Below are 16,710 nucleotides of genomic sequence, written 5' to 3'. Positions count from 1 at the left end.
TAACGGCCGGCGCGCCCGCGGGCGCGCGGCGGCGTCACGCGGCGTCGCATTGCCCTCCTCGTCGGGGCGGATCCCCACGCGGGTGCGCGTAGGCTGGTCGGGTGCCCCGTCTGCTCCGCGTCCTCGCCCCCGCCGTCCTCCTCGCGGCGACGCTCGCGGCGGTGCTCCTCGGGCTCGGGATCGGCGGCGCCGCGGACGAGCGCGCGCTCGCCGATCCCGGTGCCGTCGTGCGCTACGGGCTGCCCCTCTCGCGAACGCTCGTCAACGTGGCCATGGCCGGGCTCATCGGCGCCGTCGTGATGGCCGTCTGGGCGGTCGCGGGCGAGGGCCGCGACCCGGATGCGCGAGGCGCCGGCGCCGCTTCGGGCGGGCGCGAGGCGGGCATCGCGATGGACGTGGCCGCGGGCTCGGCCGCCCTCCTCACCGTCGCGAGCGCGGCCACGATCCTCTTCACCTACGTCGACGTCTCCGGCCTCGCCTTCTCCCTCGACGCGAGCTTCGGCGCCGGCCTCGCGCAGTTCGTCACCGAGATCGAGCTCGGCCGGCTGTGGCTCGTCGAGCTGCTGCTCGCGGCGGGCACCACGGTGCTCGCCTTCGCGATCCGCGAGCGCCGGCTCACGCTGCTCGTGCTCGTCGCCGCGCTGGCCACCGCGCTGCCGCTCGCCTCGCAGGGGCACGCCGCCGGCGCGTCCGGGCACGCCCAGGCCGTGAACTCGCTGCTCGTGCACCTCGTGGGCGCCGCGGTCTGGCTCGGCGGGCTCCTCACGCTCGTCTTCCTCGCGCGCGCCGTCGACCGCCCGCGGCTCGCGGTCCTGACGGCGCGCTACTCCACGCTCGCGCTCTGCGCCTTCATCGGCGTCGCCGCCTCGGGCGTGGTGAGCGCGTGGCTCCGCGTGGGCACCTGGGACGCCCTCCTCGGCACCGGCTACGGACGGCTCGTCATCCTGAAGACCGCGGCGCTCGTGCTCCTCGGCGGCTTCGGCGCGTTCCAGCGCTCCCGGCTCATCCCGCGCATCGTCGCGTCGCCCCGCGGCGGTCGGGTCTTCGCGTGGTTCGTCGTCGCGGAGCTCGCCGTGATGGGCGCCGCGAGCGGCATCGCGGGCGCGCTCGGCCGCACGGCGACGCCCGTCTCCTTCGAGCCGGCGCAGGAGCAGGGCTCGGGCATCAGCCCGGCCGAGTGGCTCACCGGCGACCCGCTGCCGCCCGAGCTCACCCCGCTGAGCTATCTCACCGAGTGGAAGTTCGACCTGGCCTGGGCCCTCGTGAGCGCCTTCGGCATCGCGCTCTACCTGGCCGGCGTGATCCGCCTCGCGCGGCGCGGCGATCGGTGGCCGGTCGGCCGCACCATCGCCTGGATCCTCGGGATGCTCGTCCTGTTCTACACGACGAACGGTCCGTTCAACGCGTACGAGGCGTATCTCTTCAGCGTGCACATGCTCGGCCACATGCTGCTCACGATGCTCATCCCGCTCGTGCTCGTGCTCGGCGCACCGGTGACGCTCGCCCTGCGCGCGTGCGAGAAGCGCGGCGACGGCTCCTGGGGCGGGCGCGAGTGGATCCTCTGGGGCGTGCAGACCCCGTTCTCCCGCATCGTCACGCACCCCGCGGTCGCGGCGGTCGTGTTCGCCGGCTCGCTCTGGGTCTTCTACTTCACCCCGATCTTCCGCTGGGCGATGGCCGAGCACCTCGGGCACCAGTGGATGATCGTCCACTTCCTCATCTCCGGCTACCTCTTCAGCCTGTCGATGATCGGCGTCGACCCCGTGCCCTACCGCTTCCCGTACCCGCTCAGACTCGTCACCCTCTTCGCGACGATGGCCTCGCACGCCTTCTTCGGGGTGACCCTGATGACGGGCGACGGGCTCATGCTCGCCGACTGGTTCGGGGCGATGGGACGCAGCTGGGGCGCGACACCGCTCGAGGATCAATCGGCGGGCGGGGGGATCGCGTGGGGCATCGGCGAGCTGCCGACCCTCGCGCTCGCCCTCATCGTCGCCGTGCAGTGGTCGCGGAGCGATGCGAAGGAGCAGCGGCGCAAGGACCGCGCCGCCGACCGATCGGACGACGCGGAGCTGCGGGCCTACAACGCGATGCTCGCCCGGCAGGCCGAGCGCGACGCCCGGGCGCCCCGGAGATAGGGACCCGGGCGCCCCGGGGGCAGGGGCGCCCGGGCGTCCCGCGGGACGGCGCTACGCGCCCGCGAGGGCGGCCGGCGCCGAATCCGGCTCGGGCTCCGGCTCCGGCTCCGCGGCCGGTCCGGTCGCGGCGGGCTCGGTCGCTGCCCGGGCGACGGCGGCCGCGACCGCGTCCGCGACGCGGGGATCGAGCGGGCTCGGCACGATGCGGTCGGCCGCGAGCTCGTCGCCCACCAGCGCGGCGATCGCCTGCGCGGCCGCGAGCTTCATCGCGGACGTGATGCGCTTCGCGCCCGCGTCGAGCGCCCCGCGGAAGATGCCGGGGAAGGCGAGCACGTTGTTGATCTGGTTGGGGAAATCGCTGCGGCCCGTCGCGACGACGGCCGCGTGGCGCGCCGCGACCTCGGGCCGGACCTCCGGATCCGGGTTCGACAGGGCGAAGACGATGGCGTCCTCGGCCATGCCGGCGAGGTGCGCCTCGGGCACGGTGGAGGACGAGACGCCGATGAAGACGTCGGCGCCGGCGAGCGCCTCCGCCGTGCCTCCGGAGACGCCGCGCGGATTGCTGCGCGCCGCGAGCTCCGCCTTGACGCCGTCGACGCCCGCGCGGCCGGGGAGGAGCACGCCGCGCGAATCGAGCAGGACGATGTCCTCGATGCCGGCGTCGAGGAGCATCTTCGCGACGGCGATGCCGGCGGCGCCCGCGCCCGAGATGACGACGCGGAGGCCGGCCAGCTCCTTGCCGACCACGCGCGACGCGCCGAGCAGCGCGGCGAGCGCCACGACGGCGGTGCCGTGCTGGTCGTCGTGCATCACCGGCATGTCGAGCGCCTCGATGAGTCGCGCCTCGAGTTCGAAGCAGCGGGGGGCCGCGACGTCCTCGAGGTTCACGGCGCCGAAGCTCGGGGCGATGCGGACGAGGGTCTCGACGATCTCGTCGACATCGGTCGTGTCGAGCACGATCGGGATCGAGTTCAGGCCGCCGAAGCGCTGGAAGAGCGCGCTCTTGCCCTCCATGACGGGCAGCGAGGCGGCGGCGCCGATGTCGCCGAGCCCGAGCACCGCGGTGCCGTCGGAGACCACGGCGACGAGGCGGGAGGCCCAGGTGTGGCTGGCGGCGACCGCGGGGTCGGCGGCGATCGCGCGGCTCACCTGGGCGACGCCGGGGGTGTACGCGATGGAGAGGTCCCTGGTGGTCTCCAGGGGGCGTGCGAGCGCGACGGAGAGCTTGCCGCCCTCGTGCTCGGCGAAGATCTCGGCCTCCGGGATCGGGGGCACGGCGGATGACGGGTCAGACTGCATGTACGGTTCCCTCACGGTGAGTGTCGTCGAATCGTCGCGGCGTTGCGCGATCAGGCGGCAGACGCGGTCACCGCGGGATGATGCGGGACGGCGCCCGTTACTGGGGCGTCTGATGTGACGTGGAAGGCCGAGTCTATCGGATGGTCGGCGGCGCCGAGCGCCGGGGCGCCCCGGGACGCCCGGGCGCTCAGCGTCCGGGCGCGCCCGCGTCGGTCGCCGTGACGTCGGCGCGATGGAAGTTGAGGTGCGAACGGGATGCCGTCGGCCCCCGCTGCCCGAGATAGCGCGAGTACGTCGCGCCCGAGCCGTAGGGCCGCTCGGCGGCTGAGGAGAGCCGGAAGAAGCAGAGCTGGCCGATCTTCATCCCGGGCCACAGGCGGATCGGCAGCGTCGCCACGTTCGAGAGCTCGAGGGTGACGTGGCCCTCGAATCCCGGATCGATGAAGCCGGCCGTCGAGTGCGTGAGGAGCCCGAGACGGCCGAGCGAGCTCTTCCCCTCGAGCCGCGCCGCGATGTCGTCGGGCAGCGAGACCTGCTCGAAGGTCGAACCGAGCACGAACTCCCCGGGATGGAGGATGAAGCCCTCGGCCGGATCGACCTCGATGAGGCGGGTGAGCTCCGGCTGCTCCTCGGCGGGGTCGATCACGGCGTACTTGTGGTTGTCGAACAGCCGGAAGTAGCGGTCGAGCCGTACGTCGACGCTCGAGGGCTGCACCATCGACGGTTCGCTCGGGGCGAGCCCGATGCGCCCGGACTCGAACTCGGCCTTGATGTCGCGATCTGAGAGCAGCACGTGCTCGATTCTACGGGGCCGCCGGCAGTCCCCGCGCGTCGATGATGTCCTGCACGAGGTGCTCGGCGATGGCCAGCGAGGCGGTCGCCCCGGGCGAGGGGGCGTTGCGCAGCAGCGCGACCGCTCCGCGGTGCTCGATCACGAAGTCGTCGACCAGGGTCCCGTCGCGGGCGACGGCCTGGGCGCGCACGCCGCGGGGGAGGCTCGTCACCGGCGCGTCGGCGATCGCGGGGACGTAGCGCGCGGCCCGCCGCACGAGGCGCCGGCTCGAGAGCACGCCCAGGCCCTCGGAGACCGCCGCGGGGAGGTTGCGGCCGGCGAAGCGCCAGAATCCCGGTTCGCGGAGCACCTCCCGGACGTCGCGGGCGTCCGCCCCGACGCCCGTGTAGCGCTCGCGGGCGGGCGAGAGGAAGGCGTTCGGGCCGATCGTCATCTCGCCGCCGACCCGCTTGGTGAGGTGGACGCCGAGGAACGGGTACCGCGGGTCGGGCACCGGGTACACGAGCCCGCGGGTGACCGTGCGGAACTCGTCTCCGAGCCGCAGGTACTGCCCGAAGAAGGGGATGATCGCGGGGGACCGGGCGCCGCCGGCGAGTCGCCCGAGGCGATCCGACTGGAGCCCGGCGCAGACGATCGCCGCGTCGAAGACCTCGCTGCTCCTCGGCGTCGAGATCCGCACGCCCTCCGCGCGCTGAGCGATCGAGACGACCTCGGCGCCCAGGCGGACGGCGCCGCCCCGGCCGCGCAGATCCGCCGCGAGGCGCTCGGTGAGCCGCGGGTAGTCGATGATGGCGGTCGCGGGCGAGTGCAGCGCCTCGAGGCCCACGGCCTGCGGTTCGAGCGCGCCGAGTCCCGCGGGCCCGACGAGCGACACTCCGGGGACGCCGTTCGCCCGGGCCCGCGCGTGGATGTCGCGCAGCCGCGGGAGCTCCTCGGGATCGAGCGCGACGACGACCTTGCCGCAGCGTTCGAACGGCACCGCGTGCTCGGCGGCGAACTCGGCGAGCAGCGCCGCGCCGCGGCGGCACAGCCGCGCCTTCAGGCTGCCCGGCTGGTAGTAGAGGCCCGCGTGCACCACGCCGGAGTTGTGGCCGGTCTGGTGCCGCGCGAGCTCCGGCTCCTTCTCGAAGACCGTGACCTCGGCCCCGGGGAATCGACGGGTGAGTTCTCGGGCGGTCGCCACGCCGATGATGCCGCCGCCGACCACGGCGAAGCGCGCGGGCGACGGCATCAAGACGGGCCTCCTCGGAGCGCCGGACGAACGGTCAGTGCTTGCGGTATTGGTAGGGGTTGCTGAGAATTTCGGTCTCGGGAATCTCGGGATACATCCCGGCCCGCCAGGTCTCCTCGCCGAGCGAACCCCGGAGGAATTCGATAGTGTTCTCCAGCTGCGTCCGCGCCGCGGGAACGCGCGTGCGGTCGACGAGTTTGCTGTCGAACTTAACCGGTGCTCCGCCGACGAGCACGGTGTGCACATCGCCCCGTCCCGCCTGATAGACGACATGGCCGTAGGGATTCAGGATCGGCGTCATCGTCGGCGAGTCCTCGTTCTTGATGAGGACAACATCGGCGAGCTTGCCGACCTCGAGACTGCCGACCTCGTCGAGCTTGCCGATCGCGCGGGCGCCGCCGCGCGTCGTCCAATCGACGACGTCCTCGACGCGTAGCGTGGCATGCGTGACGGTGTCGTTCGTCTGGTGCGCGATGTAATGCTCGAGGGAGCGATCGGCGCCGATTGTGGAGCGCATGGCGGAGAACATGTCGGAGCTGAACCAGACGCTCGTGTCGATCGACAGCGATGCCGGGATTCCGTGCTTGCGCAGCGCGCTGGCCGGCGGGTATCCCTGGCCGCACGTCTGCTCGCTCTCCGTGGAGAGGGAGACGGTGCCGCCCGTCGCAGCGATCTTCTGGTAGGACTCGTCGCTGAGCGTGGCAGCGTGCACGTAGGTGTAGCCAGGCTGCATCACGCCGTGCTGGTACATCATGTCGATGCCTTTGTCGCCGGTGGCTCCCCAGACGCCGGCGTGCGTCGTGACGGGGATCTCGAGCTCGCGGGCGGTCGCGAATGCGGCGGCCTCGGGGAAGCCGTCGTCGCCGGGCACATCGAAGGCGAGCTGCGTCGCGAAGATCCGCGAATCGTCGCGGGCCTCCGCGATCACTCGGCGTACCGCGGGGTCCTGAGTCCACTCCCAGGGCGCGGCGTGGATATTGCCGTAGGCGAAGACGAAGCGCCCCGGCGAGGTCGCGAGGACCTCTACGGCGGCCTCGCCGTGTGCCGGCGTGCTCAGCCCGTGCGACCAGTCGACGCTCGTGGTGACGCCGCCCTCGATCGCGTCGAGCGCAGAGATGAGGTTGCCGGCGGCGATGTCCTCGGGGCGGAACTTCATGCCGTGCTCGAGGTAGTACCAGACGAAGTACTGCGACAGCGTCCAGTCGGCGCCGTAGCCGCGCATCGCGGTCTGCCACATGTGGCGGTGCGTGTCGATCATGCCCGGCATCACGATGCCGCCAGCCGCGTCGATCTCGAACGCGTTGCTCGGGGCGTCGAGGTCCGGGCCCACGGCGGCGATCTTGCCGTCGATGACGAGCACGTCGGCGTCCCGCAGCACCGTGTGGGACTCGTCCATGGTCAGCACGATCCCGTTGCGGAACACGATGGGCTGCCCGTCCTGAGGCAGGGCGTGGTCGGTCATGGGCATATCCTCCTTGATTTGCTGGTGACGTCGCGAGCAGCGCCCGCATCCGGGACGGCGAAGTTGACATTCTTGCTCGGGTCGACTTGACTCCTGAGTTAAGCAGTACTGAACGAAGTTGTCCAGTCGGACTTCCGGGGGGTCGATCGAAATTGAGCCGATCCCCAGGTCGGTCGGACGCCACACCGAAGGAGAAATGTGAGCAAGAAGACTATCGTCGTCGTCGGGGGGACCTCTGGGATCGGCCTGGAGATCGCCCGGGACAGCATCGAGCGGGGCGACCGCGTCGTGATCACCGGGCGTGATGCCGAGCGCGCCCGGGCCAGAGCAGCCGAACTCGGACCGGAGGCGGATGGGATCGCCCTGGATATCTCGGAGCCGGAGCAAATCGCCGCGCAGCTCGCGTCGATCGAACGCGTCGACGGCCTGGTGCTCGCGGCGATCGAGCGTGACGCGAATACGATCCGCGACTACGACATCGCGCGCGCTCGACGGCTGGTCACGCTCAAGCTCGTCGGCTATGCGGAGACGGTGCACGCGCTGCTGCCGAAGATGGCGAGTTCCGTGGAGACGGGCGTTGTGCTCTTCGGCGGCCGGGCGAAGGATCTGCCCTACCCCGGATCGACGACGGTCTCGTCGATCAATGGCGGTGTCGTCGGGTTGACGAACACCCTTGCCCTCGAACTCGCTCCGATCCGGGTGAACGCCCTGCATCCAGGGATCATCGGCGACAGTCCGTTCTGGGCGGGCAAGCCGGAGGCTGTGCTGGATCAGTACAAGAACCGGACGCCGGGCGGCGAACTGGCGACGATGGAGGATGTCGTGGGCGCCACGCAGTTCCTGTTGCGGAATACGGGTGTATCCGCCGTCAACCTCTACGTGGATCGCGGCTGGAATGTCACCTGAGCGAGGAGGGGCTCCGCGAGTACCGGAGCCGACGATTCTCTGGGAGGGCGTCGCTCCGGAAAATTGTTATAGTTATCGAAACTAGTATTGTATGATCGCAGCGTGGCGGTCGCACGCCGTGCGACCGCCTCTTTTCAATGACGAGAGGACCACGATGACCGAGAGCCGATACGCGGAGCTGCTGACCGAGGATGCCCAGCAGCTCGAGGAGCGGCTGCTCGCCGCGGTGCGGGACATGGCGGATGAGATCCGCGAGCGCGCCGTAGAGGCGCAGCAGATCACGCACATCCACCCGGCGATCCACGAGCGCTTTCTGGAGCTCGGGCTCTACCGGATGTACATCCCGAGGGCGCACGGCGGCCTGGAGGTCGCGCCCGCGACGTTCTTCAAGGTCGTCATCGAGATCGCCCGGGCGGATGTCGGGACCGCGTGGTGCTTCTGCCTCTCGGCGAACCACGCGCTGATGGTCGCGAACTGGTTCCCGGCAGCGATCCATGCCGAGGTGTACAACAGTGGTGATTTCCGTGCAGCTTCAATGTACGCTCCGACAGTGAAAGCCACGCCGGTCGAGGGCGGCTACCAGCTCGACGGGGTCGTCAACTACTGCTCGGGCATTCCGTATTCCACCTACTTCCTCGGTCAGGCGCGCCTCCCCGGCCTCGATGCCGAAGGCAATCCCCGGATCGGTCTCTACCTGGCGCCCGAGGGATCGTACGAGATCCTCGACGACTGGGGCCATATGATCGGCCTCAACTCTTCCGGTTCCAACAGCATCCGATTCACCGAGGCCTTCCTGCCCGAGCGCTTCATGGTCGAGGACGCCAACCTGATCGACTACGCCTTCGACGCGGACAGCCCCGGCTATCAGGCCTATGGCAACTCGATGTACTCCGCGCGGCATAACAGCAGCTTCGCCCTGGCGCTCGGAGCGATCTGCGTCGGCGGCGCGAAGGGCGCGCTCGACGAATACCGGCACGCGATGGACACACGGAGGATCACCGTCCCGCCGTTCTCCCCGCGGACCGAGGACCCCGACTTCCAGCGCTACTACGGCGGCGCGATCGTGAAGATCGCCACCGGCGAGGCGGCGCTCCTCCACGCGTTGGACGAGTGGCTCGTGGCGACGGAGAAGAACGTCAGCGGCGAGCAGTCGTTCACGATCGCGATCGACAATCTGCTCGGCGGCATCGGCCGTGAGATCATGCTGCAGATGTGGGAGGTCGTGGAGAAGGACCTCTATCGCACGATCGGGGCCTCCGCGTCGAAGAAAGGCGAGCGTTTCGAGCTCGTCTTCCGCGATATGGCGCAGGCCGCCGGGCACCGGAATCCGCAACTGCGGGATGTCGCCTTCCGGCAGATCGCGCAGGACGCGCTGCAGGGCGCGTGAGCGGCATGGTGGCGGCGACGCTTCCCGAGGAGTTCGCAGCGTACCCGCTGCGGACCGTGCGGAAGGGGCAGTTCTGGATCGCGGGCGAGCGCGTCGACGGCGAACGCGGGCTCGTGCAGCGCGCGCCGCTCTACGTCGAGTGGGAAGCGCCGGCCGAGATCACGCAACCCTATCCGCTCGTGCTCGTGCATGGCGGCGGCGGCCAGGGAACGGACTGGAAGGGGACGCCAGACGGGCGCCCCGGATGGCTCGACCGCTTCGTCGACGAGGGGTACCTGACCTACGTCGTCGACCGGCCGGCGCACGGCCGTTCGTGGGCGCACCCCGACGTGGTGGGAGAGCTGGGTGCGCAGTTCAGCTATGACCTCGCCGTCGGACTCTTCGATACGCCGACCCCGGGGCACGACCAGGCGCCCTGGAGCGATCGGATCGGCGACCCGCACCTCGACCAGCTCATCGCCGGCATGGGATTCATGCCGGCTGACCTCGCCGAGTCCCAGCGCCTGGATCAGGAGCGGATCGGGAGGCTGCTCGAGCGGATCGGGCCGGCGGTACTCGTCACACATTCAGCCGGCGGCCCTGCGGGCTGGCTGGTCGCCGACGCGCATCCCGAGCTGGTACAGGCGATCATGGCGATCGAGCCGATGGGCCCGCCGTTCTTCGAGTTCGGACCGGGAAGCCGGTTGGACTGGGGCGTGACCGCGGCGCCGCTGCGGTACTCGCCGGAGGTGCGCGATCCCGCTGAGCTGGAGCGCGACCCCGCCGCCTACCGGCTGCCCTCGCTCGCGGGCATCCCGACCGTCGTGATGGTCGGCGCGTCCTCGCCCTTCGCCGCCTGGGCGGGGGGTCTGGTCGATTACCTGCGTACTGCAGGTGCGAATGTCGAGCTGATGAACCTCGCCGATCACGGCGTCCCGGGGAACGGGCACGCGATGATGTTCGAGAAGAACTCGAATGCCGCGATCGTGCCCGTGCTCGATTGGATCGCGGACGCGGTGTCCTGATTCCGGTTCCGCCGTAGCGGAAGGTCCGGGCCCGGTCTCAGGACCGGGCCCGGACCTTCCGATGCCGTCCCCGTGCTACATCGTCAGCGGCTGGCCGAGGAGCACCCGGCCGAGCGAGCCAAGGAGCACATCGTGTTGCGCTCCGATGTGGGTGCGATACATCGCGGCGTCGGCGGAGTATTTGCCGAGCTTCGAGCCGGCGAGGCCGGAGGCGGAGGTGCCGGCCGTCGAGCACGCGATCTCGATCGCCTGCTGGGCGAGCTTCGCGGCCTGCACGATCTGCCCACGCAGGCGCACGTCCTCAACGGTGGTGAACTCCGCGCCGCCGCGGGTCCACGCCGTGTTCAGTTCTTCGAACTCGCGCAGTGCGCCGAGCATGAGCGTCTCCGACGACTCGGCGAGCGAGACGACCTGGCCGTACCAGAGCTGATAGTCCGGCGACTGCGATCGCGGGATGCGCGGAGGGAAGCTCGAGCTGCGCTCCATGAGGGTCTCGTACTCGTCCTTGCAGGCGAGTGCCGCGCCGACCTGGGTCTGCGTGAGCCCGGCGATGAAGAAGGCCGAGGTGCGGCCGAGGTACAGGGGATTGCGGTGCAGGCGATAGCCGGGAGTGCCGTCCTCGCCCCATTCGACATCCTTGAAGTTGAACGGAACGACGTTGTACTCGGGGACGAACGCGTCCTCGATTTCAATGCTGTTGGAACTCGAGGCATGGAGTCCGATCGTCTTGCCCGCGCCCCAGTCGTCGAGGATGGTGAAGTCCTTCCGCGGGATGATGAACATGTGCAGTTCGCTCGAACCGTCTTCCTGGACGATCGGGGCGACCGGCATGAAGTGCGTGCTGTAGGTGCAACCCGAGTTGAAGTTCCACTTCCCGCTGAGCGTATAGCCGCCGTCGACCCGCTGCGCGTCGGCGCGGAGCGGAAAGGCGCGGGAAGCAGCGATGAAGGGTGCCGCGGATCCGAAGGCCTCGTCCTGCGCGCGCTGCGGGAAGTGGGAGGCGAACTGATATGCATGGCTTGCGCCGAGCTCCCAGGACCAGCCGACGCCGGGGTCGCCGCGCGAGATCTCGATCGCGACGCGGAAGAAGGTTTCCAGGGAGACCTCGAGACCGCCGTAGCGCTTCGGACGGAGCAGATCGTACAGTCGATGCTCGGCGAAGGCCTCGTGGATCTCCTGCGAGTAGGTGCCGAGCTCCGCGTGCTCGCCCTGCAGCTCGCGCAGGCGCTCGCGGAGCCCTCGGGCGCTGGCGACGAGTTCGTCGGCGCTCGGATCGGCCGCGACGGCCGTGGCCGGCGCGGTGGTTTCGAGAGTGGGGGTCATGGGGTCTCCCTTGCTTCTTTGCTGGGCGTGTGGCGCGCTTGAGGATGGATATATATAATAACTATATCTATTCCTGCGAGGCCGATCAAGACGACGACTGATTAGAGTGGTGGCATGAACAGCGAGGCGACGAAGGCCGAACTCCTCGGAGAGCTCGGCGAGCGTGTGGTGGAGATATTCCGAGCGCTGCAACCCGAAGTGCTCGTCGATCGCCCGGGGCTGATCGCGGTGACGCGCTCCGAGTCAGAAATCCTGCGCTTCCTCGTGACGGATCCCGGCACCACGGTGACCCACATGGCGCGGGTGTTCGGTCAGCACAAGAGCAACACGAGCACCCGCGTCGCCGCGCTCGTGGAGAAGGGGCTCGTGCGCAAATCCACCGGTGAGGGCGACGGGCGCGAGGTGCGGATCCACCTGACCGAGCTCGCCGAGCAGAACTTCGCGAGTTATCGCGAGATATGGGCGGAGCGGCTGGCGGAGGCTGCAGCCGGGCGCGAGGACGAGCTCGTGGCCGCCGTCGACCTGCTGCGTGCGCTCGCCGAGAACCTGGCGCGCGAGCGGAACGCCGAGTACCTCATCCCGGATCCGAGCTGAAGTCCACGAACACTCCGCTGAGGTCGTCCAGGCTCTGCGATCGGCGTGCGACGCCGTCGATCTCGTCGAGGCGGTAGCGTCCGGTCAGGATCCGAGAAGCGTCGATGCGCCCTGCCGCCAGCAGCGCGATCCACTCCGGCATGTCGCGATCCAGAACCAGTTGCCCGTTCTGGCAGCCGAGCACGCGCTTGCCGAGCACGGTGAGGTGCAGCTGCGGGATCGACACCTCGGTGTCGGCGTGAGCGACCCCGGTAAGCACGGCCGTGCCTGCCCGACGGGTCATCAGCACCGCCTCCCGTGTCGCCGTCGCCGATCCCGCGGCCTCAATCACGGCATCGGCGCCGCGGCCCGCGGTGCGGGCCCGCACGGTGTCGACGGCGTCATCCCCGGAGGGGTCCACGACGGCGTCCGCGCCGAGCTCCAGCGCGAGTCGACGGCGCTCCGGATGCGGGTCGATTCCGATCACCTCGCCGGCACCGGCGAGGCGCGCTGCCTGCACCGCCCAGAGCCCGAGGTGCCCGAGGCCGAGCACTGCGACCGCCTGCCCTGTCGCGACCTCCGCGATGCGGAAGACCGCGCCGAAGGCGGTGGAGATGCCGCAGCCCAGCAGGCTCGCCTCGGCGGCCGGAAGGTCCGCCGGCAGCGGGTGCAGCTGGATTCGATCGACGCGCAGGCGGCTTGCGTACGCGCCGACACGGCCCGCCGCACGGACCTCGGTGCCATCGGGCATGGCGCCGACGACAGGGTCGCCCTGCTCCATCAGTACCGAGCACTGGTCGGGCCGTCCCTGCCGGCAGTAGAAGCACTCCCGGCACTGCGGGGTCCCTGCGACGAGCACGCGATCGCCGATGGCGAGGTCGGTCACCCCGGCGCCGAGCGCCTCGACCTCTCCCACCGCCGTATGGCCGAGGACGACCGGCGGACGCTTGCCGCGCATTGCGCGCCACCCCATCCAATCGGTCGAGCAGAACGGGGCCGCAAGCGTCCGCACGAGCACCTGGCCAGGGCTCGGGCTCCCCAGATCGATCGACGTCAGCGCGAAGGGAGTGTTGAACTCCGTCAACACGGCGGCGCGGGCGAGCATGCGCGCCTCACTCCCCGTGGATGAGGCGCGCGACCTGGCTGCGCAGCTGCACGAAGCGCGGCAGCTCCCGCGTGGCGATCTGATCGCGGGGGAAGGGCAGGTCGATCTCGACGTCGCTCCGGACGTGCGCCGGGGGGTGGGAGAGCACGATGACGCGGTCGGCAAGGTACACGCTCTCATCGATGTCGTGGGTGACGAAGAGGATCGTCATCCCGTGGTGCTCGCGGATGCGCAGCACGAGGTCCTCGAGATCCTCCCGGGTCTGCGCATCGACCGAGGCGAAGGGCTCGTCCATCAGCAGCAGCGTCGGGCGGTAAGCGAGTGCGCGGGCGATCGCGACGCGTTGCTGCATGCCTCCCGAGAGCTGCCAGGGATAGCGCCGCTCGAAGCCAGCGAGGCCGACCTCGGCGAGCGCCTCGCTCACGGCGCGCTGCATATCCGCCTTCTGCGCGCCGGCGCGCTTGAGCGGGAAGCCGACGTTCGCCGCGACGCTCAGCCAGGGCAGCAGCGAACGGCTGTAGTCCTGGAAGACCATGGCCATCCCATCGGGTACCCCGGTGATCCGCGATCCGGCGACCCACACCGCGCCCTCCGTGGGCTGCTGCAGACCGGCGAGCGTGCGCAGCAGCGTCGTCTTGCCCGCGCCGGACGGGCCGACGATCGAGACGAACTCGCCCGGCATCACCGAGAAGTCGAGGCCGTCGAGCGCGTGATGCGCGGCGTCGCCCGTCCCGTAGACGTGGGAGACCGCGTCGACCCGTACCAGCGGTTCCGTAGCGGCGGGAGTGGTGGTCGGAGGCATGTCCGCTCCTTCTAGATCTTGGCGCGGGACAGCCGGTGCCACGCGAGGGTACGATGCTCGATGCGTTCGAGCAGCAGGTTGATGAGCAGGCCGAGGATCGCCAGCGCGAGCATCCAAGACCACATGTCGAGCATCTGGAAGCGCCCCTGTGCCTGGATGAGGAGGTAGCCGATGCCGTTCGTGGCGAGCATGAACTCGGAGACGATCGCGAGCAGCAGGGCCGCAGTGCTCGCGATGCGGAGCCCTGCGAAGATCTTGGGCATGGCCGCGGGGATGACGATGGCGAACAACTGCCGGGCGCGGGAGACCTGGAAGATGCGCCCCATCTCGAGCATGGTCTTCTGGATCGTGCCGACGCCGGAGGCGGTGTTGATGAGCACGAACCAGGAGACTCCGTACGCGATGAAGGCGACGCGCATGTCGTCGCCGCCGCCGAGCAGCGTGATGAAGAGCGGGAGTGCGGCCGTCGCGGGGACCGAACGGAGGAACTCGACGATCGGGGTGATCGCATCCCGGGCCACGCGGTTCAGGCCCATGAGCACGCCGAAAACGATGCCCCAGGCGGAGCCGAGGGCGAAGCCGAGCAGCATCCGTCCGACCGTCGCGAGGAAATCGCCGAGGGGACCGGCGACCCCGCCGGTGGAGAGTAGGCCCCACAGGTTCTCCGCGATCGCCAGTGGCGGGGGGAAGAACGGCGAAGCCGCGGCGACGGCGGCGAGCTGCCAGAGCGCAACGAGCACGAGCAGTGGGATGAGGAGATATCCGAGCGCGGCGGCGGCGTGCCGGGTGCGCCGCGGGAGCGGGGTGCTCCGCCGCGGCACGGCGATGCCGTGGGTGAGCAGCCTGCGGGGCGTCGTCTGTGTCATCACTGGACTCCTCGGGTCGTGGCGTCCCAGGCGAAGAAGCGGCGCTCGACCCAACCCAGGAGCAGGTTGATCACCAGGCCGAGCACGCCCGCGGTGAAGGTCGCGGCGAGCACGGTGAGATAGGAATCCGCGTCGCCGTAGGCGCGCGTGCGGGAGATGAACGCCCCGAGCCCCTGCGAGCCGCCCGCAATGAGCTCGACGGTGATCACGACGATCAGAGCGATGGAGGAGGCGATGCGCACGCCCGTCGCGATGAACGGGGTGGACGCCGGGATCACGATCCGCCGGATGACCCCGAAGCGGGAGACGCCGAAACTGCGCGCCATCTCCTTCGTGTAGGGGTCGACGTCGTGGACGCCGTAGAGGGTGTTGAACATGATCGGCCAGACGGCGGCGAAGACGACGATGACGAGCTTCATCTCGAGGCTCGAGCCGAGCACGAGGATCACCAGCGGCACGAGCGCGACCGGCGGGATCGGGCGGATGAGCTCGACGATGGCGCGCGCCGAGCGGTAGACCGGCTGGGACAGCCCGAAGACGACGCCGAGCGGGACGGCGATGGCAATGGCGATCGCCATGCCGAGCAGGTACGCGGTGAGCGTGGCGAGCACGTCGGCGCGGAAGATCGCGTCGCCCCAGAGGGAGACGGCACGCAGCAGCACCTCGGAGAACGGCGGGAGGAAGCCGCTCGTGATGAGCGAGGATCGCGAGGCGATCTCGAGGATCACGACCAGTGCGAGTACGCCGATGCAGCCGCGGCGGAGCGCGACGCGGCTGCCGCGCCGAGCGCTCCGGCGCGGTGCGGACCGTGGGCTCTCGGGGCCGGAGCTCCCGCCTCGCGCGGAGGCCTCAGCAGTCGGTCGGAGCGTCGAGGACATGATCCGTGAAATCGAACTCGTCGGCGAGCAGGCCGCTCTCGAAGTAGATGTCGGCGTTGCGCTGGATCTCTGCGAGTCGGTTCGTGCTCTGGTAGTCGAGCATCACCTCGGACGCGGCGACCTCCGCCGGGGCGCCGAGCAGCGACATGAACTGCTCCTCGAAGAGGTCGCGGTCATCCACGAGGGCGCCCTGCGCTTCGAGCAGCGTGCACTGGATGGCCCGGACCGTCGCGGGGTTCTGGTCGATGAATGCCTGCGAAGCGATCCAGCCGGACTCCGCCATGCCGGTGTACTCGCCGGTGCCGTAGTCGAAGACGGCCGTGCTCCCCAGGTCGCGGACGGCGGCGAGGGTCGGGCCGACCGCGCTGGACGCATCGATCGTGCCCTGCTCGAGTGCCGCGGCGACCTCGCCATAGGGGAGTTCCACCCAATCGACGGCGTCGGGGTCGAGCCCTTCGGCGAGCATCGCGTGGCGCAGCTTGATGGCGTGGCTCGAGGTGAGAGAGATCACGTTCACTGTGCGGCCCTCGAGATCCGCGAGGGAGGAGATCCCGGAATCGGGCAGTGCCTCGAGCGATCCGGTCTCGGGAGTGCTCGCCCAGCCCTCGGCGATGACGACGATCGGCAGGCCCTGGTTGATCGCGTCGATCACCCCGAAGTAGCTGGAGTTGGCGGCCGCCGTGTCGCCGGAGACGACGGAGGTGACGGCGACACCGCTGTTGTCCACGTACACCGGTTCGATCTCCAGCCCGTGCTCCGCACCGGTCTGCTCGACGGCGAGCTGGAGCGGGACCGTGCCGGGGCCCTGGATGCCGCTGATGCGTACTGCGCTCATTTCGGGGCCGTCATCCGTGGCCCCCTGAACAGCGGTACCGCCATCGCCGGAGGAGCAGGCGGCTAAGACGACGATCGCGCTGAGTGCGAGTGCCGCGCGGAATCTGCG

Annotated in this window: 15 protein-coding genes; 5 read left to right on the top strand and 10 right to left on the bottom strand. The window is 70.1% G+C overall.

Going from position 1 to position 16,710, the window contains the following annotated elements:
• Window positions 1–101: 101 nt before the first annotated feature.
• Window positions 102–2,138, top strand: a complete 2,037-nt coding sequence (locus MUN78_RS14750; protein ID WP_244727451.1) for a bifunctional copper resistance protein CopD/cytochrome c oxidase assembly protein — start codon at window positions 102–104, stop codon at window positions 2,136–2,138.
• Between the two features lie 51 nt (window positions 2,139–2,189).
• Here the strand turns inward: MUN78_RS14750 and MUN78_RS14745 are convergent, their stop codons facing one another.
• The 4 genes from MUN78_RS14745 to MUN78_RS14730 all read right to left on the bottom strand — a co-directional run bounded on the left by MUN78_RS14745 (window position 2,190) and on the right by MUN78_RS14730 (window position 6,923).
• Window positions 2,190–3,437, bottom strand: coding sequence for an NAD(P)-dependent malic enzyme (locus MUN78_RS14745; RefSeq protein ID WP_244727450.1), 1,248 nt, complete (start codon window positions 3,435–3,437; stop codon window positions 2,190–2,192).
• Between the two features lie 187 nt (window positions 3,438–3,624).
• Complete coding sequence (gene dcd, locus MUN78_RS14740) at window positions 3,625–4,230, bottom strand: dCTP deaminase (RefSeq protein ID WP_244727448.1); 606 nt, start codon at window positions 4,228–4,230, stop codon at window positions 3,625–3,627.
• Between the two features lie 10 nt (window positions 4,231–4,240).
• Entirely contained in the window at window positions 4,241–5,461 is a 1,221-nt protein-coding gene (lhgO, locus tag MUN78_RS14735; RefSeq protein ID WP_244727446.1) for an L-2-hydroxyglutarate oxidase, read from the bottom strand.
• Window positions 5,462–5,495: 34 nt separating this feature from the next.
• Window positions 5,496–6,923 (bottom strand): amidohydrolase family protein, encoded by a 1,428-nt coding sequence (locus MUN78_RS14730; protein ID WP_244727444.1) that lies wholly within the window; start codon window positions 6,921–6,923, stop codon window positions 5,496–5,498.
• 198 nt (window positions 6,924–7,121) lie between these two features.
• Between MUN78_RS14730 and MUN78_RS14725 the strand changes: the two genes are divergently transcribed.
• From MUN78_RS14725 to MUN78_RS14715, 3 genes are all read left to right on the top strand, one after another.
• The gene (locus MUN78_RS14725; RefSeq protein WP_244727442.1) at window positions 7,122–7,829 is read left to right on the top strand and encodes an SDR family NAD(P)-dependent oxidoreductase; all 708 of its coding nucleotides are present in this window, start codon (window positions 7,122–7,124) and stop codon (window positions 7,827–7,829) included.
• Window positions 7,830–7,983: 154 nt separating this feature from the next.
• Window positions 7,984–9,216, top strand: a complete 1,233-nt coding sequence (locus MUN78_RS14720) for an acyl-CoA dehydrogenase family protein (protein WP_244727441.1) — start codon at window positions 7,984–7,986, stop codon at window positions 9,214–9,216.
• A gap of 5 nt (window positions 9,217–9,221) precedes the next feature.
• A complete protein-coding gene (locus MUN78_RS14715; RefSeq protein WP_244730116.1) occupies window positions 9,222–10,220 on the top strand; it encodes an alpha/beta fold hydrolase in 999 nt (332 codons plus the stop codon).
• Between the two features lie 75 nt (window positions 10,221–10,295).
• Here MUN78_RS14715 and MUN78_RS14710 read toward each other — a convergent pair whose 3' ends face one another.
• Window positions 10,296–11,543 carry an acyl-CoA dehydrogenase family protein gene (locus tag MUN78_RS14710; RefSeq protein WP_244727439.1) on the bottom strand — a complete coding sequence of 416 codons (1,248 nt, stop codon included), beginning with the start codon at window positions 11,541–11,543 and terminating at the stop codon, window positions 10,296–10,298.
• A 114-nt stretch (window positions 11,544–11,657) separates the two neighbouring features.
• Between MUN78_RS14710 and MUN78_RS14705 the strand changes: the two genes are divergently transcribed.
• Window positions 11,658–12,137 carry a MarR family winged helix-turn-helix transcriptional regulator gene (locus MUN78_RS14705; RefSeq protein ID WP_244727437.1) on the top strand — a complete coding sequence of 160 codons (480 nt, stop codon included), beginning with the start codon at window positions 11,658–11,660 and terminating at the stop codon, window positions 12,135–12,137.
• On the opposite strand, the gene MUN78_RS14700 is transcribed toward MUN78_RS14705, so the two are convergent.
• The 5 genes from MUN78_RS14700 to MUN78_RS14680 all read right to left on the bottom strand — a co-directional run bounded on the left by MUN78_RS14700 (window position 12,118) and on the right by MUN78_RS14680 (window position 16,602).
• Window positions 12,118–13,221 (bottom strand): zinc-binding dehydrogenase, encoded by a 1,104-nt coding sequence (locus MUN78_RS14700; protein ID WP_244727435.1) that lies wholly within the window; start codon window positions 13,219–13,221, stop codon window positions 12,118–12,120. The two genes, MUN78_RS14705 and MUN78_RS14700, sit on opposite strands and share 20 nt — an antisense overlap.
• Before the next feature lie 7 nt (window positions 13,222–13,228).
• Complete coding sequence (locus tag MUN78_RS14695; RefSeq protein ID WP_244727433.1) at window positions 13,229–14,023, bottom strand: ABC transporter ATP-binding protein; 795 nt, start codon at window positions 14,021–14,023, stop codon at window positions 13,229–13,231.
• 11 nt (window positions 14,024–14,034) lie between these two features.
• On the bottom strand, window positions 14,035–14,889 hold the full coding sequence (locus tag MUN78_RS14690) for an ABC transporter permease (protein ID WP_244727431.1): 855 nt from the start codon (window positions 14,887–14,889) through the stop codon (window positions 14,035–14,037).
• On the bottom strand, window positions 14,889–15,617 hold the full coding sequence (locus MUN78_RS14685) for an ABC transporter permease (protein ID WP_244727429.1): 729 nt from the start codon (window positions 15,615–15,617) through the stop codon (window positions 14,889–14,891). Before MUN78_RS14685 ends, MUN78_RS14690 begins: the two co-directional genes overlap by 1 nt.
• Window positions 15,618–15,738: 121 nt before the next feature.
• Entirely contained in the window at window positions 15,739–16,602 is an 864-nt protein-coding gene (locus MUN78_RS14680; protein WP_244727427.1) for an ABC transporter substrate-binding protein, read from the bottom strand.
• Between the last annotated feature and the right edge of the window lie 108 nt (window positions 16,603–16,710).

The organism is Leucobacter allii, assembly GCF_022919155.1.
GTDB classification, from domain to species: Bacteria; Actinomycetota; Actinomycetes; order Actinomycetales; family Microbacteriaceae; genus Leucobacter; species Leucobacter allii.
Note: the sequence above shows the minus strand (reverse complement) of the source record. Positions and strands in the feature narration are given on the sequence as shown.